The organism is Enterococcus sp. AZ103, assembly GCF_051714685.1.
Lineage (GTDB): Bacteria > Bacillota > Bacilli > Lactobacillales > Enterococcaceae > Enterococcus_A > Enterococcus_A alishanensis.
This window is the reverse complement of record NZ_JBIOSI010000002.1, coordinates 72,099-89,595: the sequence shown is the minus strand read 5'-3', so window position 1 is coordinate 89,595 and position 17,497 is coordinate 72,099. Positions and strand designations below refer to the sequence as shown.

The following is a 17,497-nucleotide window of genomic DNA, read 5'->3' as shown; positions in this document are numbered from 1 at the left end:
AAGCTTTAGTTGATGAGAAGAAAGCAATCTTTCCTTGATGAATGGACTTGGATAAGCATCCTTGAATAAAAGTAGGGGATGACGGGCTTGCCCGTTATAGCGAAAGTTGTTGTTAGACAACTGTTAAAGCTGCTATTTGTTTAGCAGAATTATTGAGGTGGTACCGTGCGATTGCGCCCTCAAGTCAGAATACTGGCTTGAGGGCTTTTTTTTATATTAAAGGAGGAAAAAACAGATGCGAAAAATAAAAGTAATTAATGGTGATTGTTTCACCCCCATCAGTTTATATTGCCGGCTGAAAAGTCAACAAAAGGCTTTGCTGGAAAGTATTCCTCGAGAGCAGGAAGCCAGCCGCTATTCGGTGATTGCTTTTGATCCAGTTCATCATTTGAGTTATTTAGAAGGGCAATTCAAAATTGATGGACAAGCTTATCCTGTTTGTGATCCTTTGAAAGAATTAGAAAAATATGTTCTGAAAAATGAAGTTTTGCATGAAAATTTGCCTTTTCAAGGAGGAGCTATTGGCTACGTGGGTTATGACATTGCCGCTTGCTATGAAGATATCGGCCCAATTCCGATAGATCAACTAAAAATCCCTGATATGCAATTTTATCTATATGAAAACTTTTTAATCTATGATCATAAAGAACAGATGGTAACAATCGTAATTGGTAATACTTACTCTCAGGTTGGTGAAGAAAACCTAGATCAAAAATTATCACAAGTAGAAAAACAATTGGCTATTTTAAATTTACAAGAAAACCAATTGCCTCCAGCTGTGAAACTATCCTTTACTAGTAATTTTCCACAAGCTGTTTATGAGGCAACAGTCAAAAAGGCAAAAGCTAAAATTAAAGCAGGCGATTTATTTCAAGTTGTCCCTTCACAACGTTTAGTCGCAGATTTTAAAATGGATGGCTTTAATTATTATCGTCATTTGAGAAATACCAATCCTTCGGCTTATTTGTATTATTTACCTTTTCCAGATTGTCAGGTAATTGGTTCTTCACCAGAAAGTTTAGTCAGGGTCAAAGGTAAGGAAGTGACAACTAATCCAATAGCTGGGACTCGAAAACGGGGTTTAACAATTAAAGAGGATAATCAATTGGCAGAAGATTTATCAACCGATGAGAAAGAATTAGCTGAGCATAAAATGTTGGTGGATCTAGGTAGAAATGATTTAGGAAAAATTGCTGAGATTGGTTCAGTAAAAGTCCCGATTTATTTAACTGTTGAACGTTATCGTTTTGTGATGCATCTCGTTTCAGTCGTTTCAGCTCAATTAAAACCAGAATATCAGGCAATGGATGCATTAAAAGCAACTTTACCAGCAGGAACTGTCAGCGGCGCTCCAAAAATTCGTGCTATGACAAGAATTTATCAATGGGAGCCCGTAAAACGGTCGGTTTATGCAGGAGCGGTCGGCTATTTATCTCAAGACAATCAAGCTGATTTTGCGATTGCTATTCGTACAATGGTAGTGAAAGATCAGAAAGCCTATGTTCAAGCTGGGGCTGGAGTAGTTTATGATTCTGATCCAACTTCAGAATATTTTGAAACGTTGCAAAAAGCCAAAGCTTTATTGGAGGTAGGAAGATGATTTTATTAGTCGATAATTACGATTCCTTTACTTATAACTTGCTTCAATTATTTCCTAAGGAGATTGAGATTCAAATCGTCCGTAACGATGCTCCTGAATTAATTGAAATAGCTGAAAAAGCCCAAGGAATTGTTCTCTCGCCTGGACCTGGGCGTCCCAATGAAGCTGGATTGATGGAAACTTTGATCAAAAAATTTTATCAACGAAAACCAATCTTAGGGATTTGTTTAGGTCATCAAGGCATTGCAGAAGTTTTTGGTGGGAAAGTTGTTGCATCACCGCAAGTCGTTCATGGCAAACAAAGTTTTTTAAAAAATACCAAGCAAAAAGTAATGCGGTATCACTCGCTAATCGTTGAAAAGGTTAGCCTACCAAAAGAACTAATTGTGACTGAGGAAGCAGATGATTTAGTTATGGCCTTGCGTCATCGAGATTATCCTATTTACGGCTTACAATTTCACCCCGAATCAATCGGCACCGAGAATGGTCAACAATATTTACAAGAATTTTTACAGGAAGTGAGGAATTCCGATGCAAGCATTATTTGAAAAAATTTATCAACAGAAAAATCTTAGCAATCAAGAAATGACAATGTTAGCTACAGCCATTTTTAAGCAACAATTAAATGATAATCAAATCAGCGCCCTATTGATTGCTTTAAAATTAAAAGGAGTGACCGCTGATGAATTGACAGGTTTAGCTCATGTGATGCAAAGTCGTGCCATCGTCGTCCATCAAGCACCGCAAGGAGTTATGGATAATTGTGGTACAGGTGGAGATCACTCCAATAGTTTTAATATTTCGACGACCGCTGCTTTTGTCTTAGCGGCTGGTGGGATTCCTATGGCAAAACACGGCAATCGTAGTGTTTCCAGTCGTTCTGGCTCTGCTGATGTATTAGAAAGTTTAGGTGTAGATCTATCTGCCTCAGCTGAAAAAATCGATTTTTTATTAAATGAAGCCGGTATCGCTTTCTTATTTGCACCAGCAATGCATCCAGCGATGAAGACCGTTATGCAAATCAGAAAAGATTTGGCGACACCGACTATTTTTAACTTAATTGGCCCAATTATTAATCCCTATCCTTTAGAGTATCAGCTATTAGGAACCTTTGCAGGAGATTCATTAGTAGAAACAGCTACAGCTTTAGGTGCGTTAGGTAGAAAACAAGCAATTGTTTTACAGGGAGCCTCTGGAATGGATGAAGCGAATTTGGCTGGTGTTACTCGTTATGCTTTTTATCAAAATAATCAAGTGGTAGAAAAAGAATTATCTCCTGAAGCATTTGGTTTAAAAGCAGCACCACTAGCGGCAATTGTTGGCGGAGATGCTTTGAAAAATAAAGAAATCTTGCTATCTGTCCTACAAGGAGAAGCAAGTCCTTATCTTGATACTGTGATTTTAAATGCTGGGTTAGGCTTTTTAGCTGGCGCGAAAGTTAACGATGTTGCTAGTGGTATCCAAATGGCGCAAGCCATTATTAAGTCTGGGGCAGCATTTGATTGTTTACAGCATTTTATTACTTTACAGGAGGTAGCTTAATGGACTTTCTAGAAACAATCTTGACTGCTAAAAAAGCTGAAATTGAAAATTTGGCTCCTGTTCATCAGACGATTAATAAAAAAAGACCATCTTTTTATCAATACGTTAAAGACCATCCCGAAAAAATGCAGATCATTGCTGAAATTAAGCGTGCTTCGCCATCAAAAGGAGCGATTAATTTGGCTGTTGATCCCTTAGAACAAGCAAAAAATTATGAGAATGCTGGCGTAGCTGCGATCTCTGTTTTGACGGATCCAGTTTTTTTTAAAGGAACCATTCAAGATTTAACTGACGTCGCTGCCGTAGTTGATTTACCGCTTTTATGTAAAGATTTTATTATCAGTAAGCAACAAATTGATCGCGCGAAAATAGCTGGTGCGAGTCTCATTTTGTTAATTGTCGCAGCGTTAGAACCAGCAAAACTAAAAGAGCTCCATGAGTATGCTGAAAGTTTGAATCTAGAAATTTTAGTAGAAACTCATAATGCTGAAGAATTAGCACTAGCTAAAAGCCTCCCAGCAAAAATTATTGGCGTAAATAACCGCGATTTAAAAACATTTGAAGTGACATTAGAAACTAGTTTGAATTTAGCGCAAACGGATGACGAAACGATTTATATTAGCGAATCAGGTTTTAAAACGGCTGAAGATGTCGCACAAGTCAAAGAAAATTATCAAGCAGTCTTAGTCGGAGAAACATTAATGAAAGCTGGTAACATTCTTGAAAAAATTCAAGCATTGCAGATGATTCGCCAATGACCAAAGTGAAAATTTGTGGATTAACTACTAAAGCCGCTGTGGATACCGCTGTAAAATACGGTGCAGATTATTTAGGCTTTGTTTTTGCAAGAAGCCATCGTCAGATTTTACCGGCAAAAGTTAAACGTCTAACTGACCAGCTACCTAAAAAGATAAAAAAAGTTGGTGTCTTTGTTTCTCCAAGTCTTCGAGAACTTGAAGCAGTGATTAAAATTGCTGATTTAGATTTAGTTCAAATTCATGGAACACCACTGCAGGAAAAAGCAAGTGTCCCGATGATTCAAGCATTACCAGGAAAAAGCAATCAGCATTACCAAATAACCGCACCCTATCAATATTTACTTTTAGATGCACCGCCAAAAAAATACATGGGTGGAACTGGCGAAACATTTGATTGGCACGCAGTCAAAAAAGCTGATTTGCCAAAGGATAATTTATGGATTGCCGGAGGTTTAGACAGTCAAAATGTCAAAGCTGCGATTGACTATTTTTCACCAGAAACAGTCGATGTCTCTAGTGGCGTCGAAACACAACAAAAAAAAGATTTAGATAAAATCATGCATTTCATTCAAATTGTAAAGGGGAAATAATATGTATAGACAACCAAACACAGCCGGATTTTACGGTGAATACGGCGGACAATTTGTCCCAGAAACTTTAATGTACGCAGTCAAGGAACTTACCGAAACTTATGAAGCATCAAAGACAGATGAAGCTTTTCAAAAGGAATTTGACTATTATTTAAAACAATACGTTGGTAGAGAAAATCCGTTGTACTTTGCCGAACAGATGACCAAAGATTTAGGCGGTGCCAAAATTTATCTAAAACGGGAAGATTTAAATCATACCGGTGCCCACAAAATTAATAATGCATTAGGCCAAGTTTTATTAGCCAAAAAAATGGGGAAAAACAAAATTGTTGCAGAAACTGGAGCAGGTCAACATGGTGTAGCAACTGCTACCGCTGCCGCATTATTTGGCATGGAGTGTGTCGTTTTCATGGGAGAAATCGATGTGAAACGTCAAGCTTTAAATGTTTTTCGAATGGAATTATTAGGAACAAAGGTGGTCAGTGTGACTTCTGGCTCAAAAACGTTGAAGGATGCTGTGAATGAGGCATTACGCTACTGGGTAGAACACGTAGAAGACACGCACTATGTGATGGGTTCAGTTTTAGGTCCCCATCCATTTCCAGAAATTGTTCGCGATTATCAAAGCGTGATCGGTACTGAAGCCCGACGTCAAATATTAGACCAAGAAGATCGTTTGCCTGATATTGCTATTGCTTGTGTCGGTGGTGGTAGTAACTCAATGGGCTTATTCTATCCATTTGTAGAGGATTCCGAAGTGCAATTAATTGGCGTGGAAGCTTCTGGCCGCGGAGTAGATACCACTGAACACGCAGCAACTATTACAAAAGGTGAGATTGGTATTTTGCACGGTGCAAAGATGCATTTGTTACAAGATGAAGATGGTCAAGTTTTGGAAGCTTATTCGATTTCTGCTGGCTTAGATTATCCTGGAGTCGGACCAGAACATTCTTACTTATATAGTAGTAAAAGAGCAACTTATGCCACAATTACTGATGATGAGGCTGTTGAAGCCTTTCATTACTTATCTCGCAAAGAAGGCATCATTCCAGCACTGGAAAGTTCTCATGCCTTAGCCCATGTTATGAAAATTGCACCAGAAATGGCAACGGATCAAATTATTCTTGTTTGTCTTTCTGGTCGGGGAGATAAAGATGTGGAACAAGTCAAAGCTTTAATGGAGGAAAATAAATGAAAAAATTGACGAATTATTTATTACAGAAAAAAGAAGTAGGAAAATTATTTGTTCCTTACATCATGGCGGGAGCCAATGGGTTAGACAACTTAACTAAGGAAATCGAGATGCTGGCGGAAAACGGGGCAACTGCAATTGAATTAGGTGTGCCTTTTTCTGATCCAGTTGCTGATGGACCGATCATCCAAGCAGCCGGATTAGATGCGCTAGCAAATAAAGTAACTTTAAAAAAAATAGTCCAGGTTTTACAAAATTTTCAATCACCAGTACCACTGATTTTAATGGGCTACTATAATTCTTTTTTCCATTATGGATTAGCGGAATTAATTACTGATTTAGCCAGCACAGATGTGGCCGGTTTTATCATTCCTGACTTACCTTATGAACATCAAAATTTAGTCTTACCATTACTGAATGACAGTGAAATCGCACTACTACAGCTAGTTACTTTAACCAGTCATGAAGACCGAATCAAAGAATTAGTTCAAAATGCTGAAGGGTTTGTTTATGCGGTAACAATTAATGGCACAACAGGAACCGGAAAAAATTATCGTGATGACTTAGACCAACATTTGGAAAAAATTGTTGAATTGGCAGATATTCCAGTTCTAGCTGGTTTTGGTGTTTCTAATCCTGAACAAGTTGTACGTTTTTCAGAAGTTTGTGACGGTGTGGTTGTCGGATCAAAAATCGTGCAAAGTTTAAAAAATGATGGATTAACAAAAACTGGTCAATTAGTTTATGCATTCACTCATTAAAAAATAAAAAAAACACGTTTTATCTTCTCATATTTTCAGAATTCAAGCGTATACTGAAAGTGTAAAAAAAGGAGCGTGTTCATATTGAAAAGAATCAAAGGTTCATGTACAACTGTATTGGTAGGTAAGAAAGCGTCAATTGATGGTTCTACAATGATTTCTAGAAATGATGACGGCCACGAAGCTTTAGATCCCCAACGATTTGTTGTTGTATCACCAGAAGAGCAACCCCGCCACTACAAAGCAGTGATTAGTGGTGTAGAAATTGATTTGCCAGATAATCCAATGTCTTACACATCAATCCCAAATGCCCTTTTAGATAATGGTATTTGGCCTGCAGCCGGAATTAATAGTGAAAATATTGCTATGTCTGCTACTGAAACGATTACGACGAATCCTAGAATTCAAGGCTTAGATCCTTATGTTGAAGGCGGTATTGGTGAAGAAGATTTAGTAACTTTAGTTTTACCTTATATCCATTCTGCTAAAGAAGGGGTCGAACGTCTTGGAAAATTATTGGAAGAATTTGGTACCTATGAACCAAACGGTATTGGTTTTTCTGATGAAAATGATGTTTGGTGGTTGGAAACAATTGGTGGTCATCATTGGGCGGCTGTCAGAATTCCAGATGATGCTTATGTGGTTGCGCCAAACCGGATGAATATTGATACATTTAATTTTGACTCACCAGATACTATGTGTTCAGCTGATTTGAAAGCTTTGATTGATGATAATCATTTGAATCCTGATTTTGAAGGCTACAATTTACGCCATATTTTTGGTTCTAGTTCAATCAAAGACACAGTTTATAACAATCCAAGAGCTTGGTATGGTCAACTTTATTTAACACCAGATATGGATCAAGATCCAATGGAACAAGATTTACCATTTATTTGTAAGGCAAACCGAAAGATCACGATTGAAGATGTCAAATTTATTCAAAGCTCACACTTTGAAAACACTATTTTTGATCCATATGGTGACGGCGATGAAAGTGATAAAACTTTGTTCCGTCCAATCGGAATCAATCGAAACCACAATGTGCATATTTTACAAATTAGAAATGGCGTTTCAAAAGAAATTGCCGGTGTTCATTGGTTAGCATACGGTGCCAATACGTTTAATACTGTCGTACCATTCTACTCAAATGTGAAAGATACCCCAGCTAGCTACAAAAATGCTGACGGAACATTTGATTTAAATAATATGTACTGGCTAAGTTGTACGACCGCATTATTAGGTGATACTGATTATGATTTTTATGTAGATATGCGTAACAGTTTCGAGCTTGCGGCCATGAGCAGTTATCACTTTATTCAAAATGAAACTGATGCAGGTCTAAAAGATGCAACTGATGTACAAGCTTATCTTGAAACTGCTAATGAGAAATTAGCTCAAGATTCATTGAAACGTCAAACAGAGTTGCTAGGAGAAATGGTTACTTCTGGATCAAATCGAATGAAACTACGCTACAATTTGAATGATTAAAATTTTAAAATCAGTCCATTAAAATTTGATGGGCTGATTTTTTGTTTTCTTATAAAGTGACAAAACGTAACTTCATTAAGCTTTTTTGTAAATTTAGTTAATTATATAGTTATTTAATGTTATTTAAGCCTGGAAATTTAATTTTTCTTAACCGGATTGGTTGGCTTTTCAGTTAATAAAGATTACAATTAAGATGTGAAATTACGCGTAACGTGTTGTTATTCACGCAATAAAGGAGGAGAAAAAAATGGATATAGTTACCTTGGCGCGGTTTCAGTTTGCAATGACAACTGTCTTTCACTTTTTCTTTGTACCGTTTTCTATCGGAACTGCTTTTGCAGTAGCGATTATGGAAACCAAATATGTACGGACAAAAAATGTGAAATACCGCCAAATGGCTAAATTCTGGGGAAATATTTTCCTATTAAGTTTTGCAGTAGGGGTCGTAACAGGTATTATTCAAGAGTTTCAGTTCGGTATGAACTGGTCAGATTATTCCCGTTTTGTGGGAGATATTTTTGGAGCCCCACTTGCTGTTGAAGCTTTATTGGCATTCTTTTTAGAATCAACTTTCCTAGGATTATGGATGTTTACTTGGGACAAAGTTAGCCCAAAACTCCATGTAGTCTTTATTTGGCTTGTGACTATCGCTTCAATTTTGTCAGCATTCTGGATTTTAACTGCCAATAGCTTCATGCAACATCCAGTTGGCTACACTTTAAACAATGGTCGTGCAGAAATGACTGACTTTGGTGCTTTACTTGCCAATCCACAAGTTTGGTATGAATTCACCCACGTAGTATTTGGTGCCATTACCTTAGGTGGAATGGTTGTAGCTGGTATTTCTGGGTTCCAACTATTGAAGAAAAAATTCAAAGGCAACGAAATTTTCAAGAAATCGATGCGTATCGGTTTAGTGATCACATTAGTCGGCTCAATTTTGACTTTGGGTGCTGGTGATGCACAAATGAAAGCTTTATTAGATGATCAACCAATGAAGTTTTCAGCAATGGAAGGGAATTATGAGGATACAAGTGATCCGGCAGGCTGGACTTTAGTCGGCTGGGCCAATGAAGCCGAACATAAACAAGTTTTTGGTATTGAAATTCCTTATGTTTTAAGTATTTTAGCTTACAACAAACCTTCTGGCTCAATCGAAGGAATGAACAATATTAACAAAGCTTTGGAACATCAATATGGGGACGATAAAAATTATTATCCACCAGTGAACACGTTGTTCTATAGTTTCCGAGTGATGGCTGCTTTTGCTATGTTAATGTTGTTAGTATCAATTGTGGGTCTATTCTTTACACGTAAGAAAAAACCAGTCTTATATGAAAAGCGCTGGATGCTTTGGATAGTAGGATTATCAACCTTTGTGCCATTCTTGGCCAATACAGCGGGCTGGTTAATTGCTGAATTAGGGCGGTATCCTTGGACCGTTTATGGTTTATTTACAATTGAAGATAGTGTGTCACCAAATGTTAGTGTGACTTCGCTATTAATTTCAAATACGATTTACTTCTTATTGTTTGCTAGTTTAGCAGTGACGATGGTCTATCTTGTTCGTCGTGAAATGAAAAAAGGGCCTGAAGTAGAAGAAATCGAAAATGATGATTCTTCAAATGATCCTTTTGATAAGGAGGCGTTTATCCATGAGTAGTTTACAATTATTATGGTTCGTTTTAATTGGCGTATTATTTGCGGGTTTCTTCTTTTTAGAAGGTTTTGACTTTGGGGTAGGGATGTCTGTTCAAACATTAACTCACAACGAAGCTGAAAAAGATCAAATTGTAGAAACCATTGGACCTGTTTGGGACGGTAACGAGGTTTGGTTAATTACTGCCGGTGGCGCGATGTTTGCTTCTTATCCTTACTGGTATGCTTCATTATTTAGTGGATATTATCTGATTTTATTTATTATCTTAATTGGCTTAATCATCCGCGGAGTTTCTTTTGAATTTAGACATCGGATGCCATTAGAAAAGAAAAATTTATGGAACTGGACTTTAAGTATTGGTAGTTTCTTAGTACCATTCTTCTTTGGTGTTTTATTCATTAGTATGATTCAAGGTATGCCATTAGATGCAAATGGCGACATGGTTGCTCATTTCACTGATTATATCAATATCTTTTCAATTGTCGGTGGCGTAGCCGTTACTTTACTTTCATACTTACATGGCTTAAATTATATTGCCTTAAAAACAGATGGACCAATTAGAGAACGAGCAAAAAATTACGCGAAATTCTTATACTGGGTTCTTTATGTAGGTGAAGTTGCTTTTGCTGTTTTACTATTTTTCTTCACAGACTTTTTTGAATTACATTTAGCAACAACGTTAATTTTCTTAGTCTTAATCGTAGCCTTAACAGTATTTGCTAATATTTCTGTCATTAAAGACAAAGAGTTGCCAGCTTTCTTAGCTAGTGGTTTAACTTTTGTCGCTCTAGTGGCCCTTTTATTTACCGGATTATTCCCACGGGTAATGATCAGTTCTATTACACCAGCAAATGATTTATTGATTGTGAATGCTTCATCTTCACCTTATACTCTAAAAATTATGAGCATTGTTGCGGTAACAATCTTGCCATTTGTATTAGCTTATACAGCATGGAGTTATTACATTTTTAGAAAACGAATTAAACATACCGACCACATCAATCATCAAACCGAATCATTGGAGGCTTAAAATGATCGACAAGAAATTGTTAGGTCTTCCAGGTATGAAAAAAATCCTTGGCATGCTTGCGGGGTCTAGTATCCTGCAAGCTATCTTTATTGTTGGACAAGCTTTTGGCTTATCAAGGACAATAACGAATTTATGGCAAGGAGAAAAATTATCCCATCAGCTTTCGTGGATGGGAGTTTTTTTTATCAGTTATTTTGGAAGACATCTTATGACGTATCTACGAGAGAAAAAATTGGAAGACTATGCTTATCAACAAGCAAGCGTTTTACGCTCTAATTTGTTAGCGAAAATTTTCCGGTTAGGGCCCACAGTAGTTCAGGCAAAAGGGACTGGTAGTACAGTTACAACTACTTTAGATGGGATAAATCAAGTAGAAGAATATCTTCATTTGATTTTACCGAAAATTTTAAATATGAGTATTATTCCTTGGATTATTTTGCTGGCAGTCTTTTTCTTAGACTGGGAATCAGGGATTGTTTTATTAATTGTTTTTCCATTGATTATTATTTTTATGATTATTTTAGGCTATGCTGCTCAAGGAAAAGCCGACAAACAATATAAAACTTTTCAAATCCTCTCTAATCATTTTATTGATTCCTTAAGAGGCATTGATACCTTGAAATTTTTTGGCATCAGTAAAGCTTATAGCCGTAGTATTTTCCAAACTTCTGAACGGTTTCGTAAAGCAACTATGAGCACCTTAAAAGTGGCTATTCTATCGACTTTTGCATTAGATTTTTTTACAACTTTATCTGTAGCTGTAGTAGCTGTTTTACTTGGATTACGTTTAATAAACGAAACGATTTTTCTATTTCCAGCTCTAACTACTTTGATTTTAGCACCGGAATATTTCTTACCAATCCGTGATTTTGCCAGTGACTATCATGCAACTTTAGATGGAAAGAATGCCATGGATGATGTGCAACAAATCCTTGATATTCCAGAAATTACTGTCCCACAAGTAGATTTATCTGCATGGCGCGAAGATTCAGAACTTACTGTATCTCAGTTGAATTTTCAATATAATCAACAAGCTACATTAACTGAATTGTCTTTTTCGGTTAAAGGCTATAAGAAGATTGGAATCATCGGACGCAGCGGTTCTGGTAAATCGACTTTGATTAATCTATTAAGTGGTTTTTTGACACCACAGTCGAGTAATATAGCTATTAATCAGCAAATCATAACAAGCTTCGCTCAAAAAAATTGGCAAGATCAAATTAGTTATATCCCCCAGATACCTTACATATTTCAAAAAAGTGTCCGCGAAAATGTCGCTTTTTATTATCCTGAAGCAAATGACGAAGAAATTTGGACAGCTTTAAAGGTGACTGGTTTAGCTGGTGTAATTGCTGAAATGCCTGAAGGAATCGATACTGTGTTAGGAGAAGGGGCAAGAACTTTAAGTGGGGGACAAGCACAACGAATTGCTTTAGCTCGTAGTTTTCTGGATAAAAGCCGAAGAATTATGCTGTTTGATGAACCAACAGCCCATTTAGATATTGAAACAGAAGTTGACTTGAAAAAAGAAATGCTGCCGCTAATGATGGATCATCTAGTATTTTTTGCAACGCATCGACTACATTGGATGCAAGAGATGGACTACATCTTAGTCATGGATCAAGGAAAAATTGTGGAACAAGGTACTTTATCTGAATTAGAAGCTAAAAATGGTGCTTATGTTGCCTTACGTCAAGCCATGAGAGGGGACGACTATGAATAAAATTGGCTTATTCCAAGCGTTAAAAAACGATCAATGGGTCAAACCTTTCTTTAAGCAATATAAAAAATCGTTATTGTTAGCTATTTTGTTAGACTTTATTACGTTTTTCTGTGCCGGTGCATTGATGTTTAACTCAGGCTACTTGATTAGTCGAGCAGCTTCATTGCCAGAAAATATTTTAATGATCTATATTCCGATCGTATTAACTAGAGCATTTGGGATCGGCCGACCAGTTTTTCGTTATGTAGAAAGGTTGGTCAGCCATAATTGGGTGTTGAAAATGACTTCAAACTTACGAGTTAAGTTGTATGACACTCTGGAAAAGGATGCTGTCTTTTTTAAACAACAGTATAAAACCGGCGATATCTTAGGATTATTATCTGAGGATATCAATCATATTCAAAATTTATATTTGAGAACCATTTTCCCAACAATTATTGCTTGGTTATTATATGCCTTTATCATCATTGGTTTAGGGTTCTTTTCACTGTTCTTTGCTTTAGCAATGTTATTAATGCTAGCGGTAGTTGTCTTCTTATTACCGTTAATTTCTGTGTTGGTCAATGGCAAACGACAAGAACAGCAAAAACAAATGAAAAATAGCTTATATAATGATTTAACTGATAATATTTTAGGGGTATCAGATTGGATCTTTGCCCAACGTAATGATGAATACGTTGCAAGTCACGAGACCTCAGAGAAGGCCTTAAGAGAAGTTAATCAAGCGCTACAAGATCATCAGCGCAAGCGTAACTTTTTATTGCAAATGTTTTTTGCTGTCATCACTATTGTATTATTGGTGTGGACTAGCCGCCATTTCCCTGGACACTTTGGCGGGGCAGCTAACTGGATTGCTGCTTTTGTTTTATCTGTTTTCCCTTTAATTGATGCCTTTGCACCGCTACCAGCAGCAGCGCAAGAAACCAATATTTATCAGGATTCAATTGTAAACTTAAATGCTTTACCACAATCAGAAACAACACCAGATTATACGGCTGAACTAAATGGCCCATTTCAATTGGACATTAACCATGTTTCCTTTAAATATCCTGATGGTCATCAACAGGTTTTAGCTGATATCAATTTCCAGTTACAACCAAAGGAAAAAATAGCCATTTTAGGACGAAGTGGTTCTGGAAAAAGCACTTTGGCCAGTTTAATTAGAGGTGATCTAACTCCTGAAAATGGTGAAATCACATTAAATCAGGTTCAAACTTCTCAATTAGGTGATCAAATTAGCCGCTATATCGGAGTTATTCATCAAAACCCATACTTGTTTCATACTACAATTATTAACAATATCCGAATCGGTCGCGAATCAGCAACAGAAGCAGAGGTTTGGCAAGTCATTGAGAAGGTTGGCTTATTGGAGCTAGTAAAAAATCTACCAGATGGTTTAGATACTTTAGTTGATGAAGCTGGCCTACGTTTTTCTGGTGGCGAACGACAACGTTTCGCATTAGCCCGAATATTATTACACGAAGTTCCGATTATTTTGTTAGATGAGCCAACAGTGGGGCTGGATCCCATTACTGAACAATCTCTACTAAACACTTTTTTCGAAGTATTGTCTGACAAAACAATCATTTGGATTACTCATCACTTGCAAGGTATTGATCTAATGGATCAAGTCATTTTTATAGAAGATGGGAAATTAACCATGCAAGGTAGTCCCGAAAATTTAGCGCAAAACAATCAGCACTATCAAGAGTTACAAAGAATAGATCGCGGCTTATAAAATAAATTAGACCCTCCGGTTAGATCTTATTTAGATGAGATTTAACCGGATTTTTTTATCAAGTCAGAATATTACCTAAAAAATAATCATTGTACTACTATATTTTATGTATCTAGTGTTTTTATATGAGATATAAGATAAAAAAATTCTTTATCAAAAAGTTCTATTTTATGGAAATTTTTGATAGAGGTTTTTTTCTAATAAATGGCATAGCAATAGTTTTGCTCAATCACTTTTTTATATTGATAGGTAATTTATGAAAAAGATTTTCAATCCTATAACAGTAGCCTTAATATCATTTAGATGTTATGGATACTGTTATTTTAAAAGCAAAAAAATATCAAAAACTAGTTTCTAGTTGTAATTTAATTATAGAAACAGAGATAAATTAGCTTTTTAAAGGAAATGAGGTCTTTATAATGATTAAAAAAACAGGATTTAAAAAATTACTAATTGGTTTAACAATGATTAGCGCAACAGCCGTGGCAGTTCCCGTGATTTTTCCTGATGTTGCCGCAAAAACGCTTGATACAGTAACAAGTACATTTAATTCTTCTGATGAAACAGAAAATACATCTCAAGAAAAAGCAGATAAAAAGCAAACATCCGCGTCTTCAAAAGAAAATAAACAAGTAAAAGAAAGTTCTGAAGCTGCTACATCGGCTACTAGTGAAACAAATCAAAGTCAAGAAACAACTGTTGCTCCAGAAGAAGCCGATACAGTAGCTACTGTTGAAACACCAGTTGTTGAAGAAACCGCACCGCAGGAGGTGGAGCCCACTCCGATAGCAACGCAACCAACTTTACAAGCCAATCAATTAAATATCAATGGCACCTTTATCAGCTATTCCAATGCGGGTCAGGGTAGTGGACAAGCAGTTATTGATGGAAATTCAAATATGGCAGCAACTTGGGGTGGAGCAGCCGTTCAATCTGGCTCTGACGGTTTAAACACTCACTTTATCGGTCATAATCCAGGTATCTTTAACGTGTTATTCAGTTTAACTGGTGGTTCAGTTATCCAAGTATCAGATAGCAATAACCAGGTAACAAATTACACAGTCACTGGCATTACACAAGTAGACGATTACGCAGTAAGTGCTGATGGTACAGATTACTACGATCAAATGATTGGTACCGGTGGTGGTGAAAGAATTACATTACAAACTTGTATAAATGATAGTACAAACTTAATTGTTTTTGCCCAAGCATAACAAACCTTGAAGCAGTCAAATAAATGATTGCTTCAAGGCTTTTTTTATTTAGTTGTAAAAACGAAACGAGGTGAGAGGCTAGAAAAAAGGTGGATAATTTCCTTATTTAGATCCATTTTTTTAATAGTTTCAATTGCATGACGATTTTGCATTTTTAAAATACCAGCAAAAATATTGTAACGATCATTTGTGGATATGAAGTTATCAACAATTATGAGGTTTCCATTTTGATAGTCTGACAGTGGATTGTTACTAATTACGAGGTCATAATTTTGAAAGGATGAGACGTCTATTCGTTCACTAAAAATAATTGAACCTTTAAAAATGGTAGATTGCACTTGATTGCCGTATTCAAGTTGTAATAGACTTTCTAACATCTCTGCATGCTTCGTTCCTAGGTCACTTACGATTAAAATAGATATTTTTGTCCGCAAATGATTCAAAATAACCGGTAATCGCGACCATTCTTTCATCAGTAAGCTAAAAATCCGATAATAATGAATCTTGGCCCAATCAGTAGTTTCTTTCTTATCAAATTCTTTCAAATAATTTGCGACTAAGCTGGCAAAAACTGGGTAAACCCGCTGACTTTCCCGTGAAAAACGTTTAAATTTATCAAATAAAATAATTCGGTCGAAAGGATAATATAAGTAGACAACATACCAATAAAGTAATTCTTGTAAAATTTTTTGATGATCTATTAAAGATATCTCTGCATCAATAAAGGTACTGATTGCTTGAAGAAAGTCTTCAAATTTTTCGGTTGTTTTGTTCATTTGTTCTAAATTATCCCAATGATAAAAAGCAGATAGTGCAGTATGGCTCACTTCTTTATACCAAGAAGATGTGATTTTAATTCCACTACCTTTAAAAATTTCTTTCAGTGAAATAAATTCATCATTTATAATACTTTCGTACAGATCATCATCAGACAAAAGTTCTTCATCCGAAATAGTAAAGTTTTGTTGAGCTCTTAATAAGCTAATCACAATTAAATAGGCATTATCTTGTTTTTCCATATCATTCAACCGAAACCCTAAAGAATTCGCAATCTTTGTGATAATTTTTGATAATGCGACTTGGTTTAGATCAAAAGGCCAGTGGAGATATCCATAAGCTTCGCTAAAATATTCCTGATAAAAGAACCGAACCCACTGCTCTTTTTTTGCTGTCACGTAAAATGGATTACGATGAAGTCGTAGCCCGTAATTCTTTAAAAAAATATCAATTTTGGCTACCATTCGATAGAAACTTGCTTCACTCAAGAAAAAGTATTTACACCAAAAACTAGCATCTTCATTTGGCTGATACAAGAGCTGTTCAATCATTTGAAATTCCTTGCTTTCAGCAAAAATTATGTTATAAATGTTTGCCATCTTATTCGTTGAAACATTACTCAACCTTAAACCTAGTGTTTTCGAGAAATCAATTTTGACATATGTACCCCAAAAATCATTGATATAGTCGATATCTGACATCAATGTTTTGGTAGAGCAACTAACAACAACTCTAGCTTCTTTAACAGATAGCCAATCATCTAGACGATCTAAAATTTCTACCAAGCGCATCCGACGATAATTTGAACTCCCAATTAACTCTCTTTTCATAAAAAATCCTCCTATTAAGAGAAACTTCCCCTTTTAATCATATAACGGAGGTTTATAAATGACCAAAATTGTTGCTTATTTTTTTGATATGTAATAAAAAAATTATTAATTGTAATTTTTAAAAAATATAACGGTAATATTTGAAGTGAAGGGTTATAAAAATAGGCGAAGACAAATACTGTCAAGTCAACATTTAGATTAAACGCAGCGATCATGTAAAATCTATTACTTTTGATCGTAGCAGAGAATTCGTAAACGAGAGATTCATTAGTCGTTTACTAGGCTAAAGTTTATTTTTCACATGCATACGCACCACAAGAATGTGGTACAAATGAAAATACTAATAGATTCATTCGAGTTTATTTGCCTAAGAAACAGACTTTTGAGATGCAAACTCAAGAAGATATGCTTTTTATTGCTGAGGAATTAAACACTAGACCTAAAAAAATTCATAGCTTTGCTTTAGAACTTGTAAAGAGTTATATGAACAAGAGAAATGTCTTTCTGGTTAAAATGTATGATTGTCCACGAAGGTGATTAAAATTTAGTTCAGTTGTTGCACTTTATAAAAAGATATTCGCTTTTTTACTACTT

14 protein-coding genes and 1 other annotated feature (1 of these 15 running past the window's edge) are annotated in these 17,497 nt (G+C 35.9%); of the genes, 13 read left to right on the top strand and 1 reads right to left on the bottom strand.

All coding sequences use genetic code 11. The annotated features are described in order from the left end of the window. Positions 1 to 184: a binding site (T-box leader), on the top strand; it begins 48 nt to the left of the window's first position. Positions 185 to 235: 51 nt separating this feature from the next. From trpE to ID741_RS14860, 13 genes are all read left to right on the top strand, one after another. After that, positions 236 to 1,600, top strand: a complete 1,365-nt coding sequence (trpE, locus tag ID741_RS14920; protein ID WP_438720547.1) for an anthranilate synthase component I — start codon at positions 236 to 238, stop codon at positions 1,598 to 1,600. Continuing rightward, complete coding sequence (locus ID741_RS14915; protein ID WP_438720546.1) at positions 1,597 to 2,148, top strand: anthranilate synthase component II; 552 nt, start codon at positions 1,597 to 1,599, stop codon at positions 2,146 to 2,148. Before trpE ends, ID741_RS14915 begins: the two co-directional genes overlap by 4 nt. Next, complete coding sequence (gene trpD, locus ID741_RS14910) at positions 2,132 to 3,142, top strand: anthranilate phosphoribosyltransferase (RefSeq protein ID WP_438720545.1); 1,011 nt, start codon at positions 2,132 to 2,134, stop codon at positions 3,140 to 3,142. Before ID741_RS14915 ends, trpD begins: the two co-directional genes overlap by 17 nt. Beyond that, positions 3,142 to 3,900, top strand: a complete 759-nt coding sequence (trpC, locus tag ID741_RS14905; RefSeq protein ID WP_438720544.1) for an indole-3-glycerol phosphate synthase TrpC — start codon at positions 3,142 to 3,144, stop codon at positions 3,898 to 3,900. Before trpD ends, trpC begins: the two co-directional genes overlap by 1 nt. After that, positions 3,897 to 4,490: a phosphoribosylanthranilate isomerase gene (locus ID741_RS14900; protein WP_438720543.1), complete on the top strand. Its 594-nt coding sequence runs from the start codon at positions 3,897 to 3,899 to the stop codon at positions 4,488 to 4,490. The genes trpC and ID741_RS14900 overlap by 4 nt, the downstream gene beginning before the upstream one ends. A gap of 1 nt (position 4,491) precedes the next feature. Further along, complete coding sequence (trpB, locus tag ID741_RS14895) at positions 4,492 to 5,685, top strand: tryptophan synthase subunit beta (RefSeq protein ID WP_438720542.1); 1,194 nt, start codon at positions 4,492 to 4,494, stop codon at positions 5,683 to 5,685. Next, entirely contained in the window at positions 5,682 to 6,443 is a 762-nt protein-coding gene (gene trpA / locus ID741_RS14890) for a tryptophan synthase subunit alpha (RefSeq protein ID WP_438720541.1), read from the top strand. The genes trpB and trpA overlap by 4 nt, the downstream gene beginning before the upstream one ends. A gap of 81 nt (positions 6,444 to 6,524) precedes the next feature. Continuing rightward, positions 6,525 to 7,931, top strand: a complete 1,407-nt coding sequence (locus ID741_RS14885) for a C69 family dipeptidase (protein ID WP_438721236.1) — start codon at positions 6,525 to 6,527, stop codon at positions 7,929 to 7,931. Positions 7,932 to 8,178: 247 nt separating this feature from the next. Then, entirely contained in the window at positions 8,179 to 9,594 is a 1,416-nt protein-coding gene (locus ID741_RS14880; protein WP_438720540.1) for a cytochrome ubiquinol oxidase subunit I, read from the top strand. Beyond that, entirely contained in the window at positions 9,587 to 10,621 is a 1,035-nt protein-coding gene (gene cydB / locus ID741_RS14875) for a cytochrome d ubiquinol oxidase subunit II (RefSeq protein ID WP_438720539.1), read from the top strand. The genes ID741_RS14880 and cydB overlap by 8 nt, the downstream gene beginning before the upstream one ends. A gap of 1 nt (position 10,622) precedes the next feature. Continuing rightward, entirely contained in the window at positions 10,623 to 12,344 is a 1,722-nt protein-coding gene (cydD, locus tag ID741_RS14870; RefSeq protein WP_218325913.1) for a thiol reductant ABC exporter subunit CydD, read from the top strand. Then, a complete protein-coding gene (cydC, locus tag ID741_RS14865) occupies positions 12,337 to 14,082 on the top strand; it encodes a thiol reductant ABC exporter subunit CydC (RefSeq protein WP_438720538.1) in 1,746 nt (581 codons plus the stop codon). The genes cydD and cydC overlap by 8 nt, the downstream gene beginning before the upstream one ends. A gap of 419 nt (positions 14,083 to 14,501) precedes the next feature. Then, positions 14,502 to 15,296 carry a sortase domain-containing protein gene (locus tag ID741_RS14860; RefSeq protein ID WP_438720537.1) on the top strand — a complete coding sequence of 265 codons (795 nt, stop codon included), beginning with the start codon at positions 14,502 to 14,504 and terminating at the stop codon, positions 15,294 to 15,296. A gap of 44 nt (positions 15,297 to 15,340) precedes the next feature. Here ID741_RS14860 and ID741_RS14855 read toward each other — a convergent pair whose 3' ends face one another. Next, a complete protein-coding gene (locus ID741_RS14855) occupies positions 15,341 to 16,903 on the bottom strand; it encodes a helix-turn-helix domain-containing protein (protein ID WP_438720536.1) in 1,563 nt (520 codons plus the stop codon). Between the last annotated feature and the right edge of the window lie 594 nt (positions 16,904 to 17,497).

Coding starts and splice junctions, on each gene's coding strand:
- ID741_RS14900 (WP_438720543.1), top strand. CDS start 3,897: ATGACCAAAGTGAAAATTTGTGGATTAACTACTAAAGCCGCTGTGGAT.
- trpD (WP_438720545.1), top strand. CDS start 2,132: ATGCAAGCATTATTTGAAAAAATTTATCAACAGAAAAATCTTAGCAAT.
- cydB (WP_438720539.1), top strand. CDS start 9,587: ATGAGTAGTTTACAATTATTATGGTTCGTTTTAATTGGCGTATTATTT.
- ID741_RS14860 (WP_438720537.1), top strand. CDS start 14,502: ATGATTAAAAAAACAGGATTTAAAAAATTACTAATTGGTTTAACAATG.
- trpE (WP_438720547.1), top strand. CDS start 236: ATGCGAAAAATAAAAGTAATTAATGGTGATTGTTTCACCCCCATCAGT.
- trpB (WP_438720542.1), top strand. CDS start 4,492: ATGTATAGACAACCAAACACAGCCGGATTTTACGGTGAATACGGCGGA.
- ID741_RS14880 (WP_438720540.1), top strand. CDS start 8,179: ATGGATATAGTTACCTTGGCGCGGTTTCAGTTTGCAATGACAACTGTC.
- ID741_RS14915 (WP_438720546.1), top strand. CDS start 1,597: ATGATTTTATTAGTCGATAATTACGATTCCTTTACTTATAACTTGCTT.
- cydD (WP_218325913.1), top strand. CDS start 10,623: ATGATCGACAAGAAATTGTTAGGTCTTCCAGGTATGAAAAAAATCCTT.
- ID741_RS14855 (WP_438720536.1), bottom strand. CDS start 16,903: ATGAAAAGAGAGTTAATTGGGAGTTCAAATTATCGTCGGATGCGCTTG.
- trpA (WP_438720541.1), top strand. CDS start 5,682: ATGAAAAAATTGACGAATTATTTATTACAGAAAAAAGAAGTAGGAAAA.
- cydC (WP_438720538.1), top strand. CDS start 12,337: ATGAATAAAATTGGCTTATTCCAAGCGTTAAAAAACGATCAATGGGTC.
- trpC (WP_438720544.1), top strand. CDS start 3,142: ATGGACTTTCTAGAAACAATCTTGACTGCTAAAAAAGCTGAAATTGAA.